Here is a 23,161-nt window from a genome sequence, read left to right as displayed (position 1 = left end):
TGGATCCCTCCGACCGTGGGCCATCGACACCTGTCACGCATCCGTGGGCTGGATCTCAGACATATGTATGAGGTCCGGTCCCGACTGCGTGAGAATGGGCTTCGTACGGGACGGGACGCGTACGGCACGGGCTTCCTGCGGGTGGCCTTCCCACGGAGTGGCGCGAGCGAAGGGCGGCGGCGGGTGAAGGGCGACTACCAGGAACTGGTCGACGAGATCTCGACCCTGCTCGGCGCGCCCGCCACGCTGGAGAACCGCGACTTCGAGCTGATCGCCTTCGGCGCGCACGACGGCGGCGACGGCCTCGACGCCCCCGACCTCGACCCGGTCAGGACCCGCTCGATCCTCACCCGCCGCTCCACCACCCAGGTCCGCGCGTGGTTCGAGAGCTTCGGCATCACCCGCGCCACGAGCCCGGTCCGGATCCCGCCCACCCCGGAGGCGGGCGTGCACCGCGGCCGCGTCTGCCTTCCGGTACGCCATCGGGGGTTCGCCCTGGGCTACGTCTGGCTGCTCGACGACGAACCGGGCCCCACGGACGCACAGCTCACCGCCGCCATGGAGGTGGCCGCGCGGATCGGGGCGCTGCTCGCGGAGGAGGTCCAGGCGGGCGCCGACCTCACCCGGGAGTTCCGGGCGGCCCTGACGGCGGAGCGCGGCTGGCAGCGGGACATGACGGTGGCGGCGCTGCACACGGCGCTCGGCCCGCGCGCGGACGGGCCGCACGCCCTGGTGTGCGTGGCGCCCTGGCACGCCCCCGGCTCCCGACGGCACTCCGGCAGCGGACCGGCGGGCGCCGCCCCCGCCCCGGACCCGGTCGCCGACCCGGACGACGCGCCCGCGCTGCGGACGGTGCCGGGCGCGGCGGCCCTGTGCACGGTGCCGTGGACCACGGCGCCCGGCGTCCTCGGCCAGGCGCTCGCGGTCCTCGTGCGCCTTCGGTCGGCGGACGCCCTGACGCCCGCCCTGTCGGCGGCCGGGCGTCTCGCGGAGTCGGCGGGGCAGGGCGCGGCGGCCGGGGTGGCCGGGGCGCGGCGGGGGCTCGACGACCTGGGGGCGGCGTGGGGCGAGGCGACGGCGGCGGCGCGGGCGGCGCTCGCCGAACCGCGGTTCGCGCCGCTCGCGCGCTGGTCGGACATCGGACCGTACCGGCTGCTCACGGCGCTGCCTCCGGAGGCGGCGCGGGACGCGGTGGCCCGCGAGCTGCTCTCCCCCGCCCATCGCGAACTGGCCCGCACGGCCGAGGTGTTCCTCGACCGCGCGGGCCAGGCGGGACGGGCGGCGGCCGAGCTCGGCATCCACCGCCAGACCCTCTACTACCGCCTCTCGCGCGTGGAGCAGCTCACGAAGCTGGACCTCGACGAGGGCGAGGACCGGCTCCTCCTCCACATGATCCTCAAGGCGTCACGCCTGTAGCGGACGCCTGGCCGATCAGGCCTTGACCAGGTCGTCCACCGTCGGCGCGACCCGGCCGAACAGGTCGCCGATCGTGGCCAGCGCGGCGGTGTGCAGGGCCGCCGCGGGCAGGGCTGCGCCGTCCGTGTCGGCGAGGGTGCGGGTGGCGGTGGCCTCGGCGACGACGGTGGGCCGGTAGCCGAGGTTGAAGGCGCCCTGGGCGGTGAAGGTGACGCACATGTGCGTCATGAACCCGGCGAGCACAAGCTCCGCGCCCGCCTCGACGCCCAGCTCACCGAGGACCTCCTGGAGCCGGGTCTCGTGGAAGGAGTCGGGGAACTGCTTGACCACGACGGGCTCCCCGTCGACGGGGGCGACCTCGTCGCAGATCGCGCCGATCTCCGCGCGGATGTCGTACGGGGTGCCCTCTCCCCCGTCGTTGACGATGTGGACCACGGGAATCCGGGCGGCGCGGGCGGCGGCGAGGAGCCGGGCCCCGGCGGCCAGCGCCTCGCTCGCGCCCTCCAGCTCCATCACGCCGGTGGTGTACGTGTTCTGGTAGTCGATCAGGACGAGGGTGGTGTCACCGAGCCGGGGCAGCTCGGCCTCCAGGCCGATCACCTGGCGGAGGGTGGCGGAGGGCTTCGTGGGAGCGGTCATGACGGGGGGTCCTTTCGAGGTGGGGTACGTGGCGGGCGCGCGGGCGCACGGGCACGGCGAAGCGGCACGGCTCGCGTGAATGCCCGGTGCCCCGGGGCCCGGGGTCGGTCGGTCTGTCGGTCTGTCGGTCTGTCGGTGAAATGTGGTGCCGAATCCGGTGGATCAGGCCGTGGTGCGGGTCCGGCGGACGAGGTCGCGGTGCGGGGTCCGGCGGATCAGGCCGTGGTGCGGAAGCGGCGGCGATAGGCCGCGGGGGTCGTGTCGATCTGCTTGCGCAGCGCCCGGTGCAGGGTCTCCACGGAGCCGAACCCGCTGGCGGCGGCGACCCGTTCCAGGGGTTCGTCGGTGCTTTCGAGGAGGCGGCGGGCGGCCTCCACCCGGACGGCCTCGACATAGGCGGCGGGTCCAGTGCCGGTCTCCTGGCGGAAGACCCGCGCGAAGTGCCGTTCGCTGAGGGCCATCCGCCCGGCGAGCGCCCCCGCCGACAGGTCGGCGTCGAGGTGCTCCGCGATGTACGTCCGCAGCTCCTCGATGTCCCGCCGGGACGCGGGCGGCCGGCTCAGCGGTACGGAGAACTGGCTCTGCCCGCCCTGGCGCTTGAGGTACATCACCAGTTGCCGGGCCACCGTGAGGGCGACCTGCTCACCCAGGTCCTCGGCCACCAGGGCGAGCGCCAGATCCATGCAGGCGCTGATGCCCGCCCCGGTCCACACCCGCCCGGACCGCACGAAGATCGGGTCGGCGTCGACCGTCACCTCCGGGTGTTCGGCGGCGAGTTGGGCGGCGGTGGACCAGTGGGTGGTCACCCGCTTCCCGTCGAGCAGCCCCGCGGCGGCGAGGACGTGCGCGCCGACGCACACCGACGCGACCCGCCGGGCGCCGGGCGCGGTCTCCTTCACCCACGCCACGACGTCCTGGTCGATCCGGGCGACCGGGCCCTCGGGGAGCATGTCGACGGCGCCGGGCACGAGCAGCGTGTCGATGACACCGCCGCCCCCGCGCGCCCCGCCGCCCGCGCCGACCTCGGCGAAGGACAGGTCGGCGAGGAGCCGCACCCCCGCCGATGTCGTGACGGCGCCGCCGGTCGGCCCCGCGAGCTGCACGTCGTAGCTCGCGCGGCCGCCGGTCTCGCGGTTGGCCAGCGCGAACACCTCGGCCGGGCCGGTCACGTCGAGCAGGTCGACGTCCGGGAAGACCGCGATGACGATGCGTCGGGAACGGGGCATGGACTTATCGTCGCCCGCGCCCCGCACATCCACAATGACGGGCTTCTGTCACATCCGGACACGAGTGACCCGCGTCAGCCGCCCACCCCGTCCGACCCAGACTCCCCGCCCAACCCAGAGGCCCCATCCGACCCAGACACCCCAGACGCCCCCGCCCGCCCCATCACGCGCCGCAGCCCCTCCGTCAGCTGCGCCGCGTCCGTCGCCGACTCCGGGTCGAAGAGCCACTGCACCATCAGCCCGTTGAGCAGCGTCGTGTAGAGCCGTCCCTCGGCGTCGAGGACGTCGTCGCCCAGCGTGTCCTCGTCGACGTCGAGCAGCACCGAGGCGAGCCCCGCCCGCCCCTCCCGCTGCGCCTTGGCGACGAGTTCGCGCACGCCGGGCAGCCGGTCGCCGTGGGTGACGAACTCCAGGCTGAGCAGCCACACCCCGCGCGCCTCGGGGAACGTACGGATGACGTTGCCCCACACCTCCTGGAACCGCTCAAGGGAGCCGCCCGGCGCCGCACCCGCCCCGCCCACCGGGCCGAAGGCGTCGCCGATGGACTCGATGAGGGCGATGTAGGCCTGCGCGAGCAGGGCGTCCTTCGAGCCGTAGTGGTAGCCGATCGACGCGAGATTCGTCCCCGACTCCTTGACGACGTCGCGCGCCGTGGTGCGCACGAACCCCTTCTCCAGCAGGCAGCGCTTGGCGCCTTCCAGCAGATCCTCACGGTGTCCCATGCCCCAACCCTACCCACGATCCAGACACCCGTCCTATACAGTCGTACTAGACAACTGTTTTATACGACCGTACAGTCCGGGCCATGCCTACGAACCCGCCCCCGCAGCCGCTCCCCGAGCCGCCCCCGGTGACCTCCACCCCCGTCCCGGCCCGCGCGGGCCGCAGGGAGTGGACGGCCCTGGTGGTCCTGATGCTGCCGCTGCTGCTCGTCTCGATGGACGTCTCGGTGCTGTACTTCGCGGTCCCCGCGATCAACGCCGACCTGGAGCCGACCGGCACCCAACAGCTGTGGATCTTCGACGTGTACGCCTTCGTGCTCGCCGGACTGCTCATGACCATGGGCTCGTTGGGCGACCGCGTGGGCCGCCGCAAGCTGCTGCTGTGCGGCGCCGCCGCGTTCGGCGCGGCCTCGCTGACCGCCGCGTACGCGAGCAGCCCCGAACTCCTCATCGCCGCCCGCGCCGTCCTCGGCATCGGCGGCGCCACGCTGATGCCGTCCACGCTCGCCCTGGTGCGCACCCTGTTCCGCGACCCCGGGCAGCGCGCGCGGGCGATCGGGATCTGGTCCGGCGTACTGGTCGGCGGGGTGGCGCTCGGCTCGGTGCTCAGCGGGCTGCTCGTCGAGTTCTTCTGGTGGGGCTCGGTGTTCCTGGTGAACCTGCCCGCGATGGCGCTGCTCCTGGTCCTCGCGCCGGTCCTCATCCCGGAGTCGAGGGACCCGCACCCGGGCCGCTTCGACCTCCTGAGCGTGCCCCTCTCCCTGGCGGCGGTGCTCCCCGTCGTCTACGGCCTCAAGGAGATCCCCTCCGAGGGCCCGCGCACGGAGTACGTCGTGTCGCTCGCCGTCGGCCTGGTCTTCGCCGTCCTCTTCGTACGCCGCCAGCGCACGGCCGCGTCGCCGCTGATCTCGCCCGCCCTGTTCCGCGGGGCGCGCGGCTTCGGACCTGCCGTCCTCCTGAACCTCATCTCGTCGTTCGCGATGATGGGTTCGGCGTACTACACGACGCAGTACCTGCAGTCCGTGCTCGGCAAGAGCGCCCTGGAGGCGGCCCTGTGGGCGCTGCTCCCCTCGGTCCTCATCGGCTGCGCGGCGCCGGTCGCGACGGCGCTGGTGCGGCGGGGCGTGGACCGGGCGCAGGTGGTCGCGGGCGGCTTCGCGGTGGCCGCGTGCGGGTACGGGCTGCTGTTCCTCGCGGGCACCGACGCCCTGTGGACGGTGCTCGCCGGGGCGGGCGTGCTCGCCTGCGGCGCGGTCGTCGTCGGCTCACAGCTGACCGACCTGGCGCTCGGGGCGGCGCCCGCGGAGAAGGCCGGGGCGGCGGCGTCGCTCCTGGAGACCGGGCAGGAGTTCGGCGGGGCGCTCGGGATGGCGCTGCTCGGGTCGGTCGGTACGGCGGTGTACCGCGGCGAGATGCCCGCGGGGGCGCCGGGCGAGGCGCGGGAGACGCTCGGGGGCGCCCTGGCCGTCGCCGAGCGGCTGCCGGCGCCGGCGTCCGACGCGCTCACCTCGGCGGCGCGGGCCGCGTTCACCAGCGGCATGCATGTCGCTGCGCTGGTGGGGGCGGGGGTGCTGCTGGGGGCGGCGGCGGTGGCGGTGGGGGCGCTGCGTGGAGCTCAAACGCCGGAGGGGCTGGGTCTTTCAGCCCGTCCGGCGTTTGAGGACGAGGCGCGAAGCGCCGACAACGGGGTCCGGGGCGGAGCCCCGGTTCCGGGAAGGGGCGGGACTGGGGAAAGCCCCGCAGGACCCTAGTCCGCCAGGTTCACCGAGCGCGCCGACGTCGCCCCGATCTCCTCGGCCAGCTCCGCGAGGACCGGCTGCGGCACCGTGTCGTCGACGGTGAGGACGGCCAGCGCCTCCCCCCCGACGTCGGCCCGAGCGACCTGCATCCCGGCGATGTTGATCCCGGCCTCACCGAGCACGCGCCCGACGGTGCCGACGACACCGGGCCGGTCGGCGTAGCGAAGGACGACCATGTGGTCGGCGAGCGCGAGATCGACGTCGTAGTCGCCGACGGCCACGATCTTCTGGTGGTTCTTGGGCCCGGCGAGCGTGCCGGACACGGCGATCTCCTCGCCGTCGCCGAGGGTGCCGCGCACGGTGACGACGTTGCGGTGGTCGGGCGACTCGGAGGAGGTGGTGAGGCGCACCTCGACACCGCGCTCCTGGGCGAAGAGGGGCGCGTTGACGTACGACACGGTCTCGTCGACGACGTCCTCGAACACGCCCTTGAGGGCGGACAGTTCGAGCACCTTCACGTCGTGCTGGGTGATCTCGCCGTACACCTCGACGTCGAGCCGCGCGGCGACCTCGCCCGCGAGGGCGGTGAAGATCCGGCCGAGCTTCTCGGCGAGGGGCAGCCCGGGGCGCACGTCCTCGGCGATGACGCCGCCCTGGACGTTCACCGCGTCGGGCACCAACTCGCCCGCGAGGGCGAGCCGCACGGACTTGGCGACGGAGATGCCGGCCTTCTCCTGGGCCTCGTCGGTGGAGGCGCCGAGGTGCGGGGTGCAGACGACCTGGTCGAGCTCGAAGAGCGGGGAGTCGGTGCAGGGCTCCTTGGCGTACACGTCGAGACCGGCGCCCGCGACGCGGCCCTCCTTGAGGGCGGAGTACAGCGCCTCCTCGTCGACGATGCCGCCGCGCGCGGCGTTGACGATGCGCACGGACGGCTTGACCTTGTGCAGCGCGTCGTCGCCGATGAGGCCGAGGGTCTCGGGGGTCTTCGGCAGGTGCACGGTGATGAAGTCGGAGACTTCGAGGAGCTCGTCGAGGGAGAGGACCTTCACGCCCATCTGGGCGGCGCGCGCGGGCTGCACGTACGGGTCGTAGGCGACGACCTTCATGCCGAAGGCGCTCATGCGCTGGGCGACGAGCGCGCCGATCCGGCCGAGGCCGACGACGCCGAGCGTCTTCTCGGCCAGCTCCACGCCCGTGTACTTGGAGCGCTTCCACTCGCCGTTCTTCAGGGCGGTGTTGGCCTGCGGGATGTTGCGCGCGGTGGCGACGAGCAGACCGCAGGCCAGCTCGGCGGCGGTGACGATGTTCGAGGTGGGCGCGTTCACCACCATGACGCCCGCCTTGGTGGCGGCGGAGACGTCGACGTTGTCGAGGCCGACGCCCGCGCGGGCGACGACCTTCAGCTTGGGGGCGGCGGCGATGGCCTCGGCGTCGACCTTGGTCGCGGAGCGGACCAGGACGGCGTCGACGTCGGCGATGGCGGGCAGCAGTTCGGCGCGGTCCGCGCCGTTGCAGTGCCGGATCTCGAAGTCCGGGCCCAGCGCGTCGACGGTGGCGGGCGACAGCTCTTCGGCGATGAGTACGACCGGTTTGCCGTTGGCAGCAGTGCTCACGTGAGTCCTCACAGGTCCAATGCGGACGGCCGTCCCGACGGCCGCAGGCGGTGGAGGGTGCTCCGCGTGGAAGACGCACGACGCTGTGGGCCTGACGCGAATGTGGTTTGCAGTGTAGTGGCGCGTGGCGGGCCTGCTTGCGCCTGACTGGAAGGATCACCCGGACGTGGCTGGCCACCACGGACAAGACGATCCGGCCCACCATGACGACGGCGCGGGTGGGGCACCGGAGCCCCGGTGCCCCACCCGCGCCGCATCCGCTTACTTGTCCTCGTCGACCCAGCTCATGAGCTTGCGCAGCTCCTTGCCGGTGGTCTCCAGGAGGTGCTCGGAGTCCTGCGTCTTGTACTCGTTGTACTTCTTCAGACCGCCGTGGTACTCGTCCATCCACTGCTTCGCGAACGTGCCGTCCTGGATCTCGGCCAGGACCTTCTTCATCTCGGCCTTGGTGGCGTCGGTGATGATGCGGGGGCCGGTGACGTAGTCGCCCCACTCGGCGGTCTCGGAGACCGACCAGCGCATCTTCTCCAGGCCGCCCTCGTACATCAGGTCGACGATGAGCTTCAGCTCGTGCAGGCACTCGAAGTAGGCGATCTCCGGCTGGTAGCCCGCCTCGACGAGGGTCTCGAAACCGGCCTTGACCAGCGCGGCCGTGCCACCGCAGAGGACGGCCTGCTCGCCGAAGAGGTCGGTCTCGGTCTCCTCGGTGAAGGTCGTCTTGATGACGCCCGCGCGGGTGCCGCCGATGCCCTTGGCGTACGACAGGGCCAGCTCGAAGCCCTTGCCGGTGGCGTCCTGCTCGACCGCCGCGATGCACGGGACGCCGCGGCCCTCCTCGTACTGGCGGCGCACCAGGTGGCCCGGGCCCTTGGGGGCGACCATAGCGACGTCCACGCCCGCCGGGGGCTTGATGAAGCCGAAGCGGATGTTCAGGCCGTGGCCGAAGAAGAGCGCGTCGCCCTCCTTGAGGTTGTCCTTGATGGACTCCTCGTAGACCTGGGCCTGGATCGGGTCCGGGACCAGGACCATGATGACGTCGGCCTCCTTGGAGGCCTCGGCCGGCGTGACCACGCGCAGGCCCTGCTCCTCGGCCTTCGCCTTGGACTTGGAGCCCTCGTGGAGGCCGACCCGCACGTCCACACCGGAGTCGCGCAGCGAGAGGGCGTGGGCGTGACCCTGGCTGCCGTAACCGATGACCGCGACCTTGCGGCCCTGGATGATGGACAGGTCGGCGTCGGCGTCGTAGAACAGCTCGGCCACTGGATATCTCCTATGTGTGCTGGTGTTGCGTCCCACCGTACGGCGGGCTGGGTGAGGGAAGTTGTCGGGTCTCGGCATCCGGGACCCGCGCCGCGCGCGGAGAGGGGTGGTCCGCGCGCGGGGCGGGCGCTACGCGGAGCGGTCGAGGGCGCGCAGGCTGCGGTCGGTGATGGAGCGCGAGCCGCGGCCGATCGCGATCGTGCCGGACTGGACCAGCTCCTTGATGCCGAAGGGTTCCAGCATCTTGAGCATGGCCTCCAGCTTGTCGCTGCTGCCGGTGGCCTCGATGGTGACCGCCTCCGGGGAGACGTCCACGGTCTTGGCACGGAACAGCTGGACGATCTCGACGATCTGGGAGCGGGTCTCGTTGTCGGCGCGCACCTTGGCGAGGACCAGCTCGCGCTGCACGGCCTGACCCGGCTCGAGTTCGACGATCTTCAGGACGTTGACCAGCTTGTTGAGCTGCTTGGTGACCTGTTCGAGCGGGAGTTCCTCGACATTCACGACGATGGTGATGCGGGAGATGTCGGGGTGCTCGGTGACGCCGACGGCGAGGGAGTCGATGTTGAAGCCGCGGCGGGAGAAGAGGGCGGCGATCCTGGCCAGGATGCCGGGGGTGTTCTCGACGAGGACCGAGAGCGTGTGCTTCGACATGGGGGTCATGGCGGTCATTCCTCTTCCTGCTGCTCTCAGTCGTCTTCGTTGTCGCCGAAGTCGGGGCGCACGCCCCGGGCGGCCATGACCTCGTCGTTGGAGGTGCCTGCGGCGACCATCGGCCACACCTGGGCGTCCTCGTGGACGATGAAGTCGATCACGACGGGGCGGTCGTTGATGGCGTTGGCCTCTTCGATGACCTTGTCCAGGTCGGCCGGGTCCTCGCAGCGGATCGCGTGGCAGCCCATCGCCTCGGACAGCTTGACGAAGTCCGGGACCCGGGTGCCCGCGCTCGGCTGCTTGCCGTCCGCGTCCGGGCCGCTGTGCAGCACGGTGTTGGAGTAGCGCTGGTTGTAGAACAGCGTCTGCCACTGGCGGACCATGCCGAGCGCGCCGTTGTTGATGATGGCGACCTTGACCGGGATGTTGTTCAGGGCGCAGGTGGTCAGTTCCTGGTTGGTCATCTGGAAGCAGCCGTCGCCGTCGATCGCCCAGACCGTGCGGTCGGGCTGTCCGGCCTTCGCGCCCATCGCGGCCGGCACCGCGTAGCCCATGGTTCCGGCGCCGCCGGAGTTGAGCCAGGTCGCGGGCTGCTCGTACTGGATGAAGTGCGCCGCCCACATCTGGTGCTGGCCGACGCCCGCGGCGAAGATCGTGCCCTCCGGCGCCAGCCGGCCGATGCGCTCGATGACCTGCTGGGGCGAGAGCTGCCCGTTGTCCGGGTGGTCGTAGCCGAGCGGGTACGTCTCGCGCCAGCGGTTGAGGTCGGTCCACCAGGCGGCGTAGTCGCCCGTGTGGCCTGCCGTGTGCTCGGCCTGGATGGCCTGCACCAGGTCGGCGATGACCTCGCGGGCGTCCCCGACGATCGGGACGTCGGCGGTGCGGTTCTTGCCGATCTCGGCGGGGTCGATGTCGGCGTGCACGACCTTGGCGTACGGGGCGAAGCTGTCCAGCTTGCCGGTGACGCGGTCGTCGAAGCGGGCTCCGAGGGCGACGATCAGGTCGGCCTTCTGCAGCGCGGTGACGGCGGTGACCGCACCGTGCATGCCCGGCATTCCCACGTGCAGCGGGTGGCTGTCGGGGAACGCGCCGAGCGCCATCAGGGTGGTGGTGACGGGCGCTCCGGTGAGTTCGGCGAGGACCTTCAGCTCGGCGGTGGCGCCGGCCTTGATGACGCCGCCGCCGACGTACAGGACGGGGCGCTTGGCGGCGGTGATGAGCTTCGCGGCCTCGCGGATCTGCTTGGCGTGCGGCTTGGTCACCGGGCGGTAGCCGGGCAGTTCCTGCTGGGGCGGCCAGGAGAACGTGGTGCGCGCCTGCAGGGCGTCCTTGGCGATGTCGACGAGGACCGGGCCCGGGCGTCCTGTGGAGGCGATGTGGAAGGCCTCCGCGATGGTGCGCGGGATGTCCTCGGCCTTGGTGACCAGGAAGTTGTGCTTGGTGATCGGCATCGTGATGCCGACGATGTCCGCCTCCTGGAAGGCGTCCGTGCCGATCGCCTTGGACGCCACCTGGCCGGTGATCGCGACCAGCGGGACGGAGTCCATGTGGGCGTCCGCGATGGGCGTGACCAGGTTGGTGGCGCCGGGCCCCGAGGTCGCCATGCAGACGCCGACCTTGCCGGTGGCCTGCGCGTACCCGGTGGCCGCGTGGCCCGCGCCCTGCTCGTGGCGGACCAGGATGTGGCGCACCCGGGTGGAGTCCATCATCGGGTCGTACGCGGGGAGGATGGCACCTCCGGGAATGCCGAATACCGTGTCGGCCCCGACTTCCTCGAGAGCACGGATCAGCGACTGCGCGCCCGTGACGTGCTCGACGGCGACGGACTGCGGTCCTGAGGATCGGGGCCGGGGCTGCGGATGGTGGGCCCCGGAGGCCTGCTCGGTCATCGGCATTCTCTTCTCGAAGCTGAGGGTCTTTGCTGAGGATTCTGCGGGGGTGGCGCGGGGTTTTTGCCAGGGTTTGGCAGGTGCCAGTGCAACAAAAAACCCCTCGTGCCGTGAGGCAAGCGAGGGGAGCGCGCCGGGTGCGGTCGCTGGGTGTCTCCGGTGTCCGGACCGGTGCGTCCCAGCTTCAGCCGACGCGCTTTCCAAGTACGAGAATTCGGGTGCGCATGGCTCTGACCCTCCCCCTGGCGCGCCACACCTGTCAAGTAGGTGGGACGGGCGTCTCATTATGTGAGCGACCGTAGGAGGGAGATCCGGCCGCGAGAGCCGCCCCCGCCGCGCCGAAGGGTGTGGTCGGCCCGCCGAAGGGCGTAGGCGATTCGCCGTACGCCGCCGAGGCTGCCTTGAAGGCGGGCGCGCCCTCTCCGTAGACAGCGGGCTCGGAGGCGGGGCCGCCGCCCACGCACACGGGCTCCACGGCGCCGTGCGGCACGGGATACTCCCCCACCGTGAGCGCCCGGCGCAGCCGGTACTCGTCGAGCGGGCCCGAGAACGCCATGCCGTACCCGTGCGTGCAGCCCATCGCGCGCAGGGCGATGACCTGTTCGGGCAGGTCGACACCCTCGGCGACGGAGCACAGGCCGAGGTCGCCCGCGATCCGAAGGAGCCCCGAGGTGATCTTGTGCAGCCGTGCGGACTCCACGACGCCCTCGACCAGACCGCGGTCCAGTTTCAGTACGTCGACGGGGAGCCGGCGCAGTGCCGTGATCGCCGCGCTGCCGCTGCCGAAGCCGTCGAGGGCGATGCGGACGCCGAGGCGGCGCAGGGACGCGAGACGGCGCTCCAGGTCGTCCACGGACACCCGCGGGTCGCTGTCGGCCAGCTCGATGACGAGTCCGCCGGAGGGCAGGCCGTGCCGGGTGAGCAGCGCCTCGATGGAGCCGAGCGGCATGGAGCGGTCCACGAGGCGGCGGGCGCCGACCCGCACGCAGACGGGCACCGCGTGGCCCGTCCTGCCGCGCTCGGCGGCCTGCTCGACGGCTTCCTCCAGGAGCCAGCGGCCCAGCTCGGCGGCGCGGTCGCCGCCGTCGGCGGTGCGCAGGAACTCGGCGGGCGTGAAGAGGATGCCCTGGGCCGAGCGCCAGCGCGCCTGGGCCGCCACGGAGGTGACCCGGCCGGTCTCCAGGGACACCACGGGCTGGTGCAGGAGCACGAACTCGCCGTCGTGCAGGGCGCTGCGCAGCCGCGTGGCCAGCTCGGCCTTGCGGGCGACGTCGGCCTGCATCTGGGGTGCGTACAGCTCGACGCGGCCCTTGCCCGCCGCCTTCGCGCGGTACATCGCGAGGTCGGCGTTGCGCAGCAACTCGCCCGCGCCCACGCCCGGTTCGGCGAAGGCCACGCCGATGGACGCGGCGACCCGGACGTCGTTGCCGTCGATGTCGTAGGGCTGGGAGAGGCGGATTCTGAGACGGTCGGCCAGCTCGAAGATGTGCCGCTCGCGGGCGGCATGGTCGCGGGTGCCGTCGCCGACGATGAGGGCGGCGAACTCGTCCCCGCCGAGTCGGGACGCGGTGTCCGAGGCGCGGACGGCCTCCTGGAGCCGCTGGGCGGCCTGCACGAGCAGGGCGTCGCCCGCCTGGTGCCCGATGGTGTCGTTGACGGCCTTGAACCCGTCGAGGTCGATGAAGAGGACTGCGGTGCCCCGGTCGGTGGCTCTGCGACCGCCGAGCGCGGAGGCGACTCGGCGGGTGAAGAGGGCCCGGTTGGGCAGGTCGGTGAGTGGGTCGTGCTCGGCGTTGTGCTGCAACTGCGCCTGCAGGCGCACGCGTTCGGTGACGTCCCGGCTGTTGAAGATGAGGCCGCCGTGGTGGCGGTTGACGGTGGACTCGACGTTGAGCCAGTCGCCGCAGCCGGACTTGAAGCGGCATTCGATGCGGGTGGTGGGTTCCTCCACGGGGTTGGCGGCGAGGAAGCGGCGCACTTCGTGGACGACGCGGCCGAGGTCCTCGGGGTGGATGAGCGTGGCCAGTTCGGAGCCCACGAGGTCGTCGGCGTCGCGGCCGTAGACCCCGGCGGCGGCCGGGCTGACGTAGCGCAGGATGCCACTGGGCGCGGCGATCATGATGACGTCGCTCGATCCCTGGACCAGGGACCTGAAGTGGTTCTCCTTCTGGGCCAGTTCCTGGGTGAGCGTGATGTTGTCGAGCAGCATGATGCCCTGGCGCACGACGAGCGCGAGGACGACCGTGCCCGCGGTGAACAGCACGACCTCGTCGACGCTGCGGCCGTTCAGGACGTTGTAGAGGATCCCCAGGGTGCAGACGGCCGCGGCCAGGTAGGGCGTGAGGGCGGCGAGCGATCCGGCGATGGGGCGGGTGGTGGCGTACCGCCCGCGGCCGTCGGGGCGCTCGCCGGGACGGTCGTCGCGGTCGTGGCGCTCGTCGTGCGCGCGGGGGCCGCGGCCGTCGGGGCAGCGGGTCCTGCCGTACGCCCGGTACGCCGCGCGCACCGGGCTCTCGTCGGCACGGGCCGTCCCGAAGTCGCCGCGGCCGTGCCCGGACGCCGCCCAGGGTGCGTAGGCGAGCAGGAGCGAACCGGCGAACCAGCCCGCGTCGAGGAGCTGGCCCGAGCGGTAACTGGCGTGCAGCATCGGCGAGGTGAAAAGCGCGTCGCACATCACCGTGAGCGCGAGGGCGCCGATGGCGGTGTTCACGGCGGTGCGGTTCGCCGAGGATCGTCTGAAGTGCAGCGCGAGGACCATGCTGACGAGCGCGATGTCCAGGAGCGGATACGCGAGCGACAGCGCGGCGTGCGCGACGCTGGGGCCCTCGAACTGCGCGTTGTGCGCGAGGGCGAGGCTCCAGGAGAGCGTGAGCAGGGAGCCGCCGATGAGCCAGGCGTCGAGCGCGAGGCACACCCAACCGGCCTTCGTGACCGGCCGCTTGGCGAGCACGAGGAGCCCGATGATGGCGGGGGGCGCGAAGCACAGGAAGAACAGGTCCGCGTAGCCCGGGCTGGGCACGGGGCGCTCGAGGACGACCTCGTACCATCCCCAGACGCCGTTGCCGCAGGCCGCCATCGCCGAGGAGAGCGCGAACAGCAGCCAGGCGGGTCGAAAGCGGCTGCGGCGGGTGCGGGAGTACCGGAAGCAGGAGACGGCGGCGATGGCGGCGGCCGCGCTGAGCCCGAAGTCCCCCATGATGAGCGCGAGGCGGTCGGAGCCCCAGCCGAGCGCGGACCCGGTCGCGTATCCCCCGCAGACCAGCAGCAGGACGACCTGCGAGAGCAGTCCGGAGCCGGAGGCCGGGCGCCGGGTGAGCGGCGCTCCCGGCGGCGGCGCGGGTGGCCCGATCCGGCCCTCCAGGACGGTCGCGGAAGCCGACTGCCCGCTCACCGGCCCGCCCCGCTCCTCGCGGCGGCGCCCCGGCCGGGGGCGCCACGTCCACGGACCGGGCCAGGTGCGGGGCCGCGGCAGGGCGGGCTCGTGCGGGGTGGGCGGGTGCGCGCCGGCCGCGGGTGGCCGCAGGCCGGGCACGGGCCGCCGGAGCGGCACAGCGGTCGGTGACGCCGGGTGGCGTCCCGGCGTCTGCGGATCGGTGTGCGCGAGAGTCGTCGGCGGTGGTCCCGCCGCGTCGGATCGTTCGCCCATAGGCCGTACATCGCCCGTCGCCCCCCTCGCAGTCCTGTTGCCACGTCCCCGGCGCCGAATGGTTCACGGCGCGTCCCCAGTCGGGACGATACACCAGTCTCGTCACTCAGGGACAGGGTCGCTCTACTCTCCGTGACTGCCAGCGTCAATGCGGACACGCGGCGCACGCGGGCGGGTGCGGAGCGTGCGCGGAACGTTCCCTACCGCTTCCGCGCCCCTCGGCTACGCGGTCGTCAGGACGACGTTGGCGAGCGGATCCCCGGCCTCGTACCGGTTCAACTGGCCGGAGAGGAGGCGCTTGGCGCGGGGCAGGAAGGCGGATGTCGGGCCGCCCACGTGCGGGCTGATGAGCACGCCGGGGGCCTGCCACAAGGGGTGACCGGGCGGCAGCGGCTCCGGGTCGGTGACGTCCAGGGCCGCGGTGAGGCGGCCGCTCTCCAGCTCGGCCAGGAGCGCCTTGGTGTCGACGACGGAGCCGCGGGCGACGTTCACCAGGAGCGCGCCGTCCTTCATGTGCGCGAGGAAATCGGCGTTCACCATTCCGCGCGTGGAGTCCGTGAGCGGCGTGGAAAGGATCACGACATCGGCTTCGGGCAGCAGTCGGGGCAGTTCGGAGAGCGGAAGCACGGGACCGCGCTCCGTGGCACGCTCGGAGCGCGCAACGCGCGCCACCCGCGCACACTCAAAGCCCGTGAGCCGGTCCTCGATCGCCGAACCGATCGCTCCGTAGCCCACGATGAGGACGGACTTGTCGGCGAGGGCCGGGTTGAACCCCTGCCGCCACTCCTGTACCCGCTGTCCCTCCACAAAACGCGGAATGCCCCGCAGGGAGGCGAGGGTCAGGGTCAGGGCGAGTTCGGCAGTGCTGGCTTCGTGGACCCCGCGCGCGTTGCACAACTGAACACCCGGGGCGAGCCGTTCGACGGCGGGCAGCACGTGGTCGACGCCCGCGGTCAGGGTCTGGACGACGCGCAGGGACGTCATCTCGGACAGCGGGCGGGCGCAGACCGCGGGATCGATCATGTAGGGGACCCCGTAGAAGACACAGTCGGCGGGGTCGGCGGGATAGTCGCCGCCGTCCCAGAATCGGTAGGTGAAGCCCTCGTCGTGGGGGGCGGGCAGGCCCTCGATCTCGGACGCCGCCACGGGCAGCCATACGTCGGTCGTCATGTCCAGGAGGCTAATGCGCACAGGCCGCACGCGGCGTGCCCGGGCGCAGAGGTTACGTTGGGGGCCGCCCGGACGAAGATCACCGGACAGGGGAGGGTACGGCCAGGTGGAGCGCAGGACGATCGGCGCGGGGGCGCTGGGGGTGGGCGCCGTCGGACTCGGCTGCATGCCGATGAGCTGGGCCTACACCGGCTCCCGACAGCGCGGTGACGCCTCGATGCGGACCGTGCACGCGGCGCTCGACGAGGGTTCGACGCTCCTCGACACCGCCGACATGTACGGTCCTTTCACCAATGAGCTGCTGATCGGCCGGGTGCTGAAGGAGCGGCGCGCGGAGGCCTTCGTGTCCACGAAGTGCGGGCTGCTCGTCGGCGAGCAGCACATCGTCGCCAACGGCCGCCCCGGCTATGTGAAGCGGGCCTGCGACGCGTCGCTGCGGCGGCTGCAGACGGACACCATCGACCTGTACCAGTTGCACCGCGCCGACCCCGAGGTGCCCGTCGAGGAGACCTGGGGCGCCATGGCCGAGCTGGTGTCGGCCGGGAAGGTGCGCGCGCTCGGGCTGTGTGCGGTGGGCGCGCGGGCCGGCCGCCGCGCGGGGGCCCGCACGGGTCTCCACGACGCCACGATCCGGCAGTTGGAGCGCGTCCAGCAGGTCTTCCCGGTGGCGGCGGTGCAGGCCGAGCTGTCGGTGTGGTCGCCGGAGGCGCTGGTGGCGCTGCTGCCCTGGTGCGCCGCGCGGGGTGTGGGGCTGCTCGCGGCGATGCCGCTGGGCAACGGCTTCCTCACCGGCACGCTGACGCCGGGGCAGGGCTTCGAGCCGGACGACCTGCGGGCCCGCCATCCCCGCTTCACCGCCGAGATGATGGCGGCCAACCAGCCGCTGGTGGTGGGCCTGCGCCGGGTCGCCGAACGGCACGGCGCGACGCCCGCGCAGGTGGCCCTCGCGTGGGTGCTCGCGCAGGGGCCGCAGGTGGTGCCGGTGCCCGGCGCCAAGCGGGAGCGGTGGGCGCGGGAGAACGCCGGGGCCGCGCGGGTGCGGCTCACGCCCGCGGACCTGGCGGAGCTGGCGGCGCTGCCTCCGGCGCAGGGGTCGTGGGACTGACGGGGTCCGGGACTTGCGGGGTCCGGGACCGACGGGTCTGGGACTGACGGGTCCGGGACCGACGGGTCCGGGACTGACGGGTCCGGGACTGACGGGTCCGGCACCGGCGGGGTCTGGGACCGACGGGTCCGGGACCGGCGGGGTCGTGGGGCCGGCGCCCGGAAATGGCGCGCGGTGGATGGGAACCTGCGGGGCGGCTGCGGTGTATGAACAGGAGAAGTCCGCGTCGAAGGGATCCTGACCGTGCTGAGTGCTCACCACCCCCGTCGTGCCGCCGCGGCGGCCGTGCTTGCCGCCGCCGCGCTCCTCCTGGCGACCGGGTGCTCGTCGGACGACGACGGCCCTTCCGGCGACAAGAGCGCCGAGTCCGGCTCCGCCGACCCGAGCGCGTCGCCGTCGGGAGACGCCGCCGACGCGCCGCCCGAGAAGGGCTCGGCCGAGGTCACCAAGACCCTCGCCACGGGCCTGAAGTCCCCCTGGGGCCTGGCCCCGCTGCCGGACGGCGACCTCCTGGTGTCCTCGCGCGACGAGGGCACGATCACCCGGATCGACGGCGAGAGCGGAAAGAAGACCGAGGTCGGCTCGGTCCCCGGGGTCGCCGCCGCGGGCGAGGGCGGCCTGATGGGCCTCGCCCTCTCCCCGACCTACGCATCGGACCACCAGGTGTACGCGTACTTCACCACGGAGTCCGACAACCGCATCGCCCGCATGCTGTACGACGAGAAGAAGCCCTCCGGCCAGCAACTGGGCGCTCCCGACACGGTGTTCAAGGACATCCCGAAGGGCGTGATCCACAACGGCGGCCGGATCGCCTTCGGCCCGGACAAGATGTTGTACGCGGGCACGGGCGAGACCGGCGAGACGGACCTGGCGCAGGACAAGAAGTCCCTCGGCGGCAAGATCCTGCGCCTGACCCCGGACGGCGACCCGGCCCCGGGCAACCCCTTCGCCGACTCCCCCGTGTACTCGCTCGGCCACCGCAACGTCCAGGGCCTGGACTGGGACGAGGACAAGCGTCTGTGGGCCTCGGAGTTCGGCCAGGACACCTGGGACGAGCTGAACGAGATCAAGGCCGGCGACAACTACGGCTGGCCGGAGGTCGAGGGCAAGGACGACTCCGACGACGCCTTCCACGCGCCCGTCGCCCAGTGGAAGACGTCCGAGGCCTCACCGAGCGGCGTTGCCTACGCGAAGGGCTCGGTGTGGATGGCGGGCCTGCGCGGCGAGCGGCTGTGGCGGATCCCGGTGCGGGGTGTGACCGGCGAGCCGAAGACGGAGGCGTTCCTCACGGAGAAGTACGGACGGTTGCGCACGGTGGTCGCGGCGGGCGGCGACAAGCTGTGGCTGGTGACCAGCGAGACGGACTCCCGGGGGACGCCGGGGAAGGAGGACGACAGGATCCTGGAGGTACGTGTGAAGTGAGGCACCGGTGAGGCGGCGGGCGACCAGGAAGCGGGGTCCGGGCGTCAGGCCTCGGGCTCGTCCTCGGGACCCGTACGGCCGGTGCGGTCGGGGTGGTCCGTGCGGTCAACCTGATCCGTGTCGTCCGTCCGGCGCCCGGGAGCCTGCTGCGGCACCCGCACCACCACCTTGCCGGAGGACAGGTCTATCGGGCCGCGGCCGGGGTCCCCGTCGTCCACGTCGACCCGCGTCAGCTCCAGGCGTTTGTTCTCGTCGTCCGTGTGTTTGCGCCCTGGGGCGAAGAGCTGCTCGAACACGTTGAACACTGCGCCTCCAAGGCCGGACGGTGGTCCTGCCCTTCCCAGCGTAAGCGACGCCGCCGGAAACGAGCCGGGCCCCGCGCCCCGTCCGGGGCGCGGGGAGCCGCGTGTCCCTAAGGGGCGCGCACCGCGGCGTCGGCCGGCTGCGGCCCGTCGCCCGGGAAGAGCTGAAGGCGGTGGGCCAGGGCGGCCGCCTCGCCGCGGCCCGCGACGCCGAGCTTGCCGAGGATGTTGGAGACGTGCACGCTCGCCGTCTTCGGGGAGATGAACAGTTCCTCGGCGATCTGGCGGTTGGTGCGTCCCGCGGCGACCAGGCGCAGCACGTCCCGTTCGCGGGAGGTCAGGCCGAGGGCGTCGGCCGGGTCGGCGGGTCCGGCCGGGGGCGCGCCGGTGAGGGAGAGCCGGGTGCGCTGGGCGAGCCGGTCGACGCTCTCGGCGAGGGGGCGGGCACCCAGGTGCTCGGCGACGGCTCCGGCCTGGCGGAGGAGCTCGGCGGCGCGGTCCCGGTCGGCGTCACCGGCCCCGGCCGCACCTCCGGATCCCGCTCCCGCTCCGGGCGTGAGCAGGGCGGCGGCGAGCCGGTGCCGGACGCGGGCGAGGTCGTAGGGGCGCTCCAGCGGGCCGACGGCGGTGAGGGCGGCCAGCCAGTCGTCGGGGGTGGCGCGGCCTTCGGCGCGCAGGAGTTCGGCGCGGACCCACAGTTCGTACGCCTGCCAGACGGGGGCGGTCGTGGGCAGGGACTTGGCGGTGGTGCGGATGAGGTGGAGGGCGTCGGCGCGGCCGGGGGCGGCGATGGGCAGGCCCCGGGCGTCGGCCTCGGCGGTGGCGGCGGCGAGGAGCAGCGGCCAGCCGTAGCGCTGGGTGCCGGGCGGGAAGCCCTCGGCGACGGCCCGGTCGAGTTCGGTGCGGGCGTCGAGGAGGCGGCCCTCGCCCGCGGCGACGCCGATGGCGACGCGGTGCAGCGGCAGGGAGTTCTGCGGCATCGGGTCGTGGGTGCCGAAGTGCTCGCGGGCCTGGGCGAGTTGGTGGGCGGCTTCGGCGATGTCGCCGCGGGCCAGGGCGAGGTGGGCCAGGCGCATGCAGGCGCCGCCGCGCGGCTTGGCGCTCAGGCCCGCGCGGCGGGCCGCGTCGACGGCTTCCGTCCAGCGGCCGAGGGCGTACATCGCCTCGGCCTTGTTGGCCCACATCCAGGGCTCGGACTCCAGGAGGCCGTAGCGCCGGGCGAGGCGGATGCCCTCGTCGAGGAGTTCGGCGGCCTCGCGGGAGCGGCCGATGCCTTCGAGGACGGAGGGCAGGTTGATGAAGGTGCGGCCGATCGGGCCGACGCTGCCGCCGGCGAGGACCTGCTCGCGCACCGCGAACATCTCGGCGACCCCGGCGTCGACGTCGCCCGCGTCGACCATCAGGCCGCCGAGGGTGAGGCGGGCGGACAGCTCGATGTCGCGGGCGCCGACCATGCGGGCGTACTCGACGGCCTGTTCGGCGGCGGCGAAGGCCTCGGGGCCCGGCTCGTGGAGCATCGACCAGCCGGCGACCATGGCGAGCACCTCGGCGTGCACGACGGACGGCGGCAGGCCGCGGACGAGGTCCTGCGCGGTGGCGAGCTCCTTCCAGCCGTCGCCGCGGGCGAGGGTCTGCACGAGCCGGGAGCGCTGCACCCAGAACCAGGCGGCGCGCAGCGCGTCGGGCTCGTCGTCGAGGAGCCGCAGGGCCCGCTTGGTGATCTTCAGGGCGCGTTCGCGCTCGCCGCACAGGCGGCCCGCGACGGCGGCCTCGGCCATCAGGTCGAGGTAGCGCAGCGGGGTGGTCTCGGGGTCGCAGCCGCAGGGCGGGTAGACCTCGGTGTAGTCGACGGGGCGCAGTTGGACGCGGACGTCGTCGGGGGCGGCGTCCCACAGTTCCATCGCCCGCTCCAGGAGCCGCAGTTGCTCGGCGTAGGCGTGTCTGCAGCGGGCCTCGACGGAGGCGTTGAGGACGGCGGGCAGGGCCTTGGCGGCGTCGTGGGCGTGGTACCAGTAGCTGGCGAGGCGGGTGGCGCGCTGGTCGGGGGCGACGAGCGTGGGGTCGGCCTCCAGGGTGGTGGCGAAGCGGCGGTTGATGCGGGAGCGCTCGCCGGGCAGCAGGTCGTCGCCGACGGCCTCGCGGACCAGGGAGTGCCGGAAGCGGTAGCCGTCGCCGCCGGGCGAGGGGATCAGGATGTTGGCGCCGACGGCGGCGCGCAGGGCGTCGATCAGGTCGTCCTCGCCGAGGCCGCTGACCTCGGCGAGCAGGTCGTACTCGACGGTGGAGCCGCCCTCGGCGACGATCCGCGCCACCCGCTGGGCGTCCTCCGGCAGGTCCTCGACGCGCACGAGCAGCAGGTCGCGCAGCGAGTCGGTGAGGGCGGCGCAGCTGCCGCCGTGGGAGGCGACGGCGAGTTCCTCGACGAAGAAGGCGTTGCCGTCGGAGCGCGCGAAGATGTCGTCGACCAGCTTCGGGGCGGGCGCGGCGCCGAGGATCCCGGCCATCTGGCGGCCGACCTCGTCGCGGGTGAAGCGGGCCACCTCGACGCGGCGGACCGTGCGCAGCCGGTCGAGTTCGGCGAGCAGGGGGCGCAGCGGGTGGCGGCGGTGGATGTCGTCGGCGCGGTAGGTGGCGAGGACGACGAGGCGGCCGCGGCGCAGCGTGCGGAAGAGGTACGACAGGAGGTGGCGGGTGGAGGCGTCGGCCCAGTGCAGGTCCTCGAGGACGAGGACGACGGTCTGCTCGGCGGCGAGGGCTTCGAGGAGGCGTGCGGTCAGCTCGAAGAGCCGGGCGGTGGCCTCCTCGCCGTTGCGTCCGTCGAAGCCGCGGAGCGGGGTCGAGTCGCACAGCTCGGGCAGCAGCCGGGCCAGTTCCTCCTCCTGGCCCGTGGCCGCCGCGGCGAACTCGGCGGGCAGCATGCGGCGCAGGGTGCGCAGGGCGGTGGAGAAGGGGGCGAAGGGCAGCCCGTCGGCGCCGATCTCGACGCAGCCGCCGACGGCGACGATCGCGCCGCGCGCGCAGGCCACGGCCGCGAACTCCTCCAGGAGCCTGGTCTTGCCGACGCCCGCCTCACCGCCGAGCAGCAATGCCTGTGGCTCGCCCGCCGCCGGGTCGGCGGCGCGGGCGAGCGCGTCCTGCAGGGCGCCCAGTTCGTCGGTCCGACCGACGAACACCGGGCTGACGGACCTGGTCTCCATGGCGGTGAGCATCGCACAGACCTGCGACTTCGTGGCAGGGCGTTTCCCGGTGGGCGAAACCGGGGCGGCCCGGGGCGTGGAGACCCGGGCGGCCCCGGTCGATGTGTCCGGGGCGGGATTCACCCCGGTCTCCGGGTGGGGGGCGGGCACGCCCGGCCCCTCACGCGGCGCGGGTGAAGCGGTCCGTGAACCGTTCCGTGACGCGCCCGGGGCTCACCCGCCCCTCGGCTTCGTCGCCGCGTCGGCCCCGGCGTCCGGCGCGGGCCTTGCGGGCCTCCCGGACGAGGCGGTCGTGCTGGGCGACCTGGGCGAGTTCGGCGGTGCGCTGCTGGTGGAGTTCGTACTCGAACACGGTGTGCTCCCTGGCTTGTCGGTGGTGCTCGGTGGGTTTCGCCTTCGTTCTCGGCGATGACTCCACTTTCGTCTGCCAGGGGGGTGCGGCACATCGGGAGAGTGCCGCATGTTGGGGCGGGTGGGGGCCTTAGGGCAGGGGTGAGGGGGTCCTTAGGGCAGGTAGGGGCTTAGGTCCGGGGGCGGAAGGGGGGGCCTTGTGCCTAGGACGGGGTGTCGCCGCCGGTCGGCGGGCCCTCCGCGGGGAACACGATGGGGCTGAGGAGGTGGCGGGTGCGGTGGGGGGTGGGTTCGTTGGTCGCCCTGGCCACGATCACCTCGCGCAGCTCGGCGATCATCTCCGCGAGTTCGTCGGGGCTGAGCCAGAGCGAGTACTGGCGAAAGCCCACCAGGTCGGCGACGGGGGAGGCGTCGCCCCGGTCGAGGTAGGTGTCGAACTCGGCCATGAGGGTCGCGGTCGCCACCGCGAAGGCGCGCCGGAAGTCGTCCAGGGACAGCGACGCGGCCGTCTCGGGGTCGAGCACCACGCGGCCCCGGTTCAGCCGGTAGTGACGCTCCACGGAGCCGCGCACCGGCTGCTCGTCGGCCACGGCCAGGAGGCCGCCCTCGACCAGGAGGCCCGTGTGCCGGTAGAGCGTGGCCTTGGAGACGTCGGGCAGCAGGGAGCGGAGCTCGGTGGTCGTGCGCGTACGGCCGTCGTACATCGCGTGGACGATGCGTATGCGTACGGGGTGCAGCAGGAGTTCGACCGTTTCCATGGGCCGATGTTCTCACCCTCGAAAAGATCGCGGGCCTCGCCCCCGCGTCCTC

The 23,161-nt window shown here is 73.0% G+C and carries 17 protein-coding genes; 4 read left to right on the top strand and 13 right to left on the bottom strand.

Annotation, left to right across the window (positions count from 1 at the left end):
- Nucleotides 1–183 precede the first annotated feature (183 nt).
- On the top strand, nt 184–1,416 hold the full coding sequence (locus AB6L24_RS33170) for a PucR family transcriptional regulator (RefSeq protein WP_405661536.1): 1,233 nt from the start codon (nt 184–186) through the stop codon (nt 1,414–1,416).
- Between the two features lie 15 nt (nt 1,417–1,431).
- Here AB6L24_RS33170 and AB6L24_RS33165 read toward each other — a convergent pair whose 3' ends face one another.
- From AB6L24_RS33165 to AB6L24_RS33155, 3 genes are all read right to left on the bottom strand, one after another.
- A complete protein-coding gene (locus AB6L24_RS33165; RefSeq protein WP_405661534.1) occupies nt 1,432–2,055 on the bottom strand; it encodes an isochorismatase family protein in 624 nt (207 codons plus the stop codon).
- Nucleotides 2,056–2,270: 215 nt separating this feature from the next.
- Nucleotides 2,271–3,281, bottom strand: a complete 1,011-nt coding sequence (locus AB6L24_RS33160) for a GlxA family transcriptional regulator (RefSeq protein ID WP_405661533.1) — start codon at nt 3,279–3,281, stop codon at nt 2,271–2,273.
- Nucleotides 3,282–3,355: 74 nt separating this feature from the next.
- A complete protein-coding gene (locus AB6L24_RS33155) occupies nt 3,356–4,003 on the bottom strand; it encodes a TetR/AcrR family transcriptional regulator (protein ID WP_405661531.1) in 648 nt (215 codons plus the stop codon).
- An 83-nt stretch (nt 4,004–4,086) separates the two neighbouring features.
- Here AB6L24_RS33155 and AB6L24_RS33150 point away from each other — a divergent pair, with 83 nt between their 5' ends.
- The gene (locus AB6L24_RS33150; RefSeq protein WP_405661529.1) at nt 4,087–5,754 is read left to right on the top strand and encodes an MFS transporter; all 1,668 of its coding nucleotides are present in this window, start codon (nt 4,087–4,089) and stop codon (nt 5,752–5,754) included.
- Here AB6L24_RS33150 and serA read toward each other — a convergent pair.
- From serA to AB6L24_RS33120, 6 genes are all read right to left on the bottom strand, one after another.
- Nucleotides 5,751–7,355, bottom strand: coding sequence for a phosphoglycerate dehydrogenase (serA, locus tag AB6L24_RS33145; RefSeq protein ID WP_405661527.1), 1,605 nt, complete (start codon nt 7,353–7,355; stop codon nt 5,751–5,753). The genes AB6L24_RS33150 and serA overlap by 4 nt on opposite strands.
- A gap of 261 nt (nt 7,356–7,616) precedes the next feature.
- Nucleotides 7,617–8,615 carry a ketol-acid reductoisomerase gene (gene ilvC / locus AB6L24_RS33140; RefSeq protein ID WP_405661525.1) on the bottom strand — a complete coding sequence of 333 codons (999 nt, stop codon included), beginning with the start codon at nt 8,613–8,615 and terminating at the stop codon, nt 7,617–7,619.
- Nucleotides 8,616–8,744: 129 nt separating this feature from the next.
- Complete coding sequence (gene ilvN, locus AB6L24_RS33135; RefSeq protein WP_405663507.1) at nt 8,745–9,269, bottom strand: acetolactate synthase small subunit; 525 nt, start codon at nt 9,267–9,269, stop codon at nt 8,745–8,747.
- A gap of 35 nt (nt 9,270–9,304) precedes the next feature.
- Nucleotides 9,305–11,164, bottom strand: a complete 1,860-nt coding sequence (locus tag AB6L24_RS33130) for an acetolactate synthase large subunit (protein ID WP_405661522.1) — start codon at nt 11,162–11,164, stop codon at nt 9,305–9,307.
- A gap of 253 nt (nt 11,165–11,417) precedes the next feature.
- The gene (locus AB6L24_RS33125; RefSeq protein ID WP_405661520.1) at nt 11,418–14,549 is read right to left on the bottom strand and encodes a putative bifunctional diguanylate cyclase/phosphodiesterase; all 3,132 of its coding nucleotides are present in this window, start codon (nt 14,547–14,549) and stop codon (nt 11,418–11,420) included.
- Nucleotides 14,550–15,026: 477 nt separating this feature from the next.
- A complete protein-coding gene (locus tag AB6L24_RS33120; RefSeq protein ID WP_405661518.1) occupies nt 15,027–15,974 on the bottom strand; it encodes a 2-hydroxyacid dehydrogenase in 948 nt (315 codons plus the stop codon).
- 106 nt (nt 15,975–16,080) lie between these two features.
- Between AB6L24_RS33120 and AB6L24_RS33115 the strand changes: the two genes are divergently transcribed.
- Nucleotides 16,081–17,079: an aldo/keto reductase gene (locus tag AB6L24_RS33115; RefSeq protein ID WP_405661516.1), complete on the top strand. Its 999-nt coding sequence runs from the start codon at nt 16,081–16,083 to the stop codon at nt 17,077–17,079.
- A gap of 243 nt (nt 17,080–17,322) precedes the next feature.
- On the top strand, nt 17,323–18,501 hold the full coding sequence (locus AB6L24_RS33110; protein WP_405661514.1) for a PQQ-dependent sugar dehydrogenase: 1,179 nt from the start codon (nt 17,323–17,325) through the stop codon (nt 18,499–18,501).
- Between the two features lie 44 nt (nt 18,502–18,545).
- Here the strand turns inward: AB6L24_RS33110 and AB6L24_RS33105 are convergent, their stop codons facing one another.
- The 4 genes from AB6L24_RS33105 to AB6L24_RS33090 form a co-directional block, all read right to left on the bottom strand.
- Nucleotides 18,546–18,806, bottom strand: coding sequence for a DUF6191 domain-containing protein (locus AB6L24_RS33105; RefSeq protein ID WP_405661513.1), 261 nt, complete (start codon nt 18,804–18,806; stop codon nt 18,546–18,548).
- 107 nt (nt 18,807–18,913) lie between these two features.
- Complete coding sequence (locus AB6L24_RS33100) at nt 18,914–22,012, bottom strand: AAA family ATPase (RefSeq protein ID WP_405661511.1); 3,099 nt, start codon at nt 22,010–22,012, stop codon at nt 18,914–18,916.
- A gap of 148 nt (nt 22,013–22,160) precedes the next feature.
- A complete protein-coding gene (locus AB6L24_RS33095) occupies nt 22,161–22,352 on the bottom strand; it encodes a hypothetical protein (RefSeq protein WP_380847342.1) in 192 nt (63 codons plus the stop codon).
- A gap of 202 nt (nt 22,353–22,554) precedes the next feature.
- Nucleotides 22,555–23,109: a helix-turn-helix domain-containing protein gene (locus AB6L24_RS33090; protein ID WP_405661508.1), complete on the bottom strand. Its 555-nt coding sequence runs from the start codon at nt 23,107–23,109 to the stop codon at nt 22,555–22,557.
- Nucleotides 23,110–23,161: the final 52 nt, after the last annotated feature.

This window comes from Streptomyces sp. RK9 (genome assembly GCF_045070545.1).
GTDB lineage: Bacteria > Actinomycetota > Actinomycetes > Streptomycetales > Streptomycetaceae > Streptomyces > Streptomyces alboflavus.
Note: the sequence above shows the minus strand (reverse complement) of the source record. Positions and strands in the feature narration are given on the sequence as shown.

Excerpts from the sequence above, each read along its gene's own strand:
- AB6L24_RS33165 (WP_405661534.1), bottom strand. The coding sequence starts at position 2,055 with ATGACCGCTCCCACGAAGCCCTCCGCCACCCTCCGCCAGGTGATCGGC.
- AB6L24_RS33160 (WP_405661533.1), bottom strand. The coding sequence starts at position 3,281 with ATGCCCCGTTCCCGACGCATCGTCATCGCGGTCTTCCCGGACGTCGAC.
- AB6L24_RS33155 (WP_405661531.1), bottom strand. The coding sequence starts at position 4,003 with ATGGGACACCGTGAGGATCTGCTGGAAGGCGCCAAGCGCTGCCTGCTG.
- AB6L24_RS33150 (WP_405661529.1), top strand. The coding sequence starts at position 4,087 with ATGCCTACGAACCCGCCCCCGCAGCCGCTCCCCGAGCCGCCCCCGGTG.
- ilvN (WP_405663507.1), bottom strand. The coding sequence starts at position 9,269 with ATGTCGAAGCACACGCTCTCGGTCCTCGTCGAGAACACCCCCGGCATC.
- AB6L24_RS33130 (WP_405661522.1), bottom strand. The coding sequence starts at position 11,164 with ATGCCGATGACCGAGCAGGCCTCCGGGGCCCACCATCCGCAGCCCCGG.
- AB6L24_RS33120 (WP_405661518.1), bottom strand. The coding sequence starts at position 15,974 with ATGACGACCGACGTATGGCTGCCCGTGGCGGCGTCCGAGATCGAGGGC.
- AB6L24_RS33100 (WP_405661511.1), bottom strand. The coding sequence starts at position 22,012 with ATGCTCACCGCCATGGAGACCAGGTCCGTCAGCCCGGTGTTCGTCGGT.
- AB6L24_RS33090 (WP_405661508.1), bottom strand. The coding sequence starts at position 23,109 with ATGGAAACGGTCGAACTCCTGCTGCACCCCGTACGCATACGCATCGTC.